At 48.1% G+C, this 420-nt stretch carries 2 tRNA genes; both read left to right on the top strand.

The features are described from left to right. The first annotated feature begins 137 nt into the window (after positions 1-137). Positions 138-214 (top strand) — tRNA-Ile (locus QIW53_RS27210). Between the two features lie 10 nt (positions 215-224). Then, a tRNA-Ala gene (locus QIW53_RS27205) sits at positions 225-300 on the top strand. Positions 301-420: the final 120 nt, after the last annotated feature.

Genomic DNA, 420 nt, shown 5'->3' with positions numbered 1-420 from the left:
TGGATCACCTCCTTAATCGACGACTCAGCTGCTCCATGAGCTCCCACACGAATTGCTTGATTCATTGAAGAAGACGATAGAAGCAGCTTTAAGCTCCAAGCTGATAGCTCCAAGCTAACAGTTACGCGCTCGAAATTGGGTCTGTAGCTCAGTTGGTTAGAGCGCACCCCTGATAAGGGTGAGGTCGGCAGTTCGAATCTGCCCAGACCCACCAATTTTGTTATGGGGCCATAGCTCAGCTGGGAGAGCGCCTGCCTTGCACGCAGGAGGTCAGCGGTTCGATCCCGCTTGGCTCCACCATTAACTGCTTCTGCTGATTAGAGTTTAGAAATGAGCATTCACCGATGAATGTTGATTTCTAGTCTTTGACTAGTTCGTTCTTTAAAAATTTGGGTATGTGATAGAAAGATAGACTGAACG

This window comes from Pseudomonas fluorescens (genome assembly GCF_041354075.1).
In the GTDB taxonomy this organism is placed as follows: domain Bacteria; phylum Pseudomonadota; class Gammaproteobacteria; order Pseudomonadales; family Pseudomonadaceae; genus Aquipseudomonas; species Aquipseudomonas fluorescens_CE.
The sequence above is the reverse complement of the archived record's forward strand: the minus strand, read 5'-3'. Positions and strand labels throughout refer to the sequence as shown.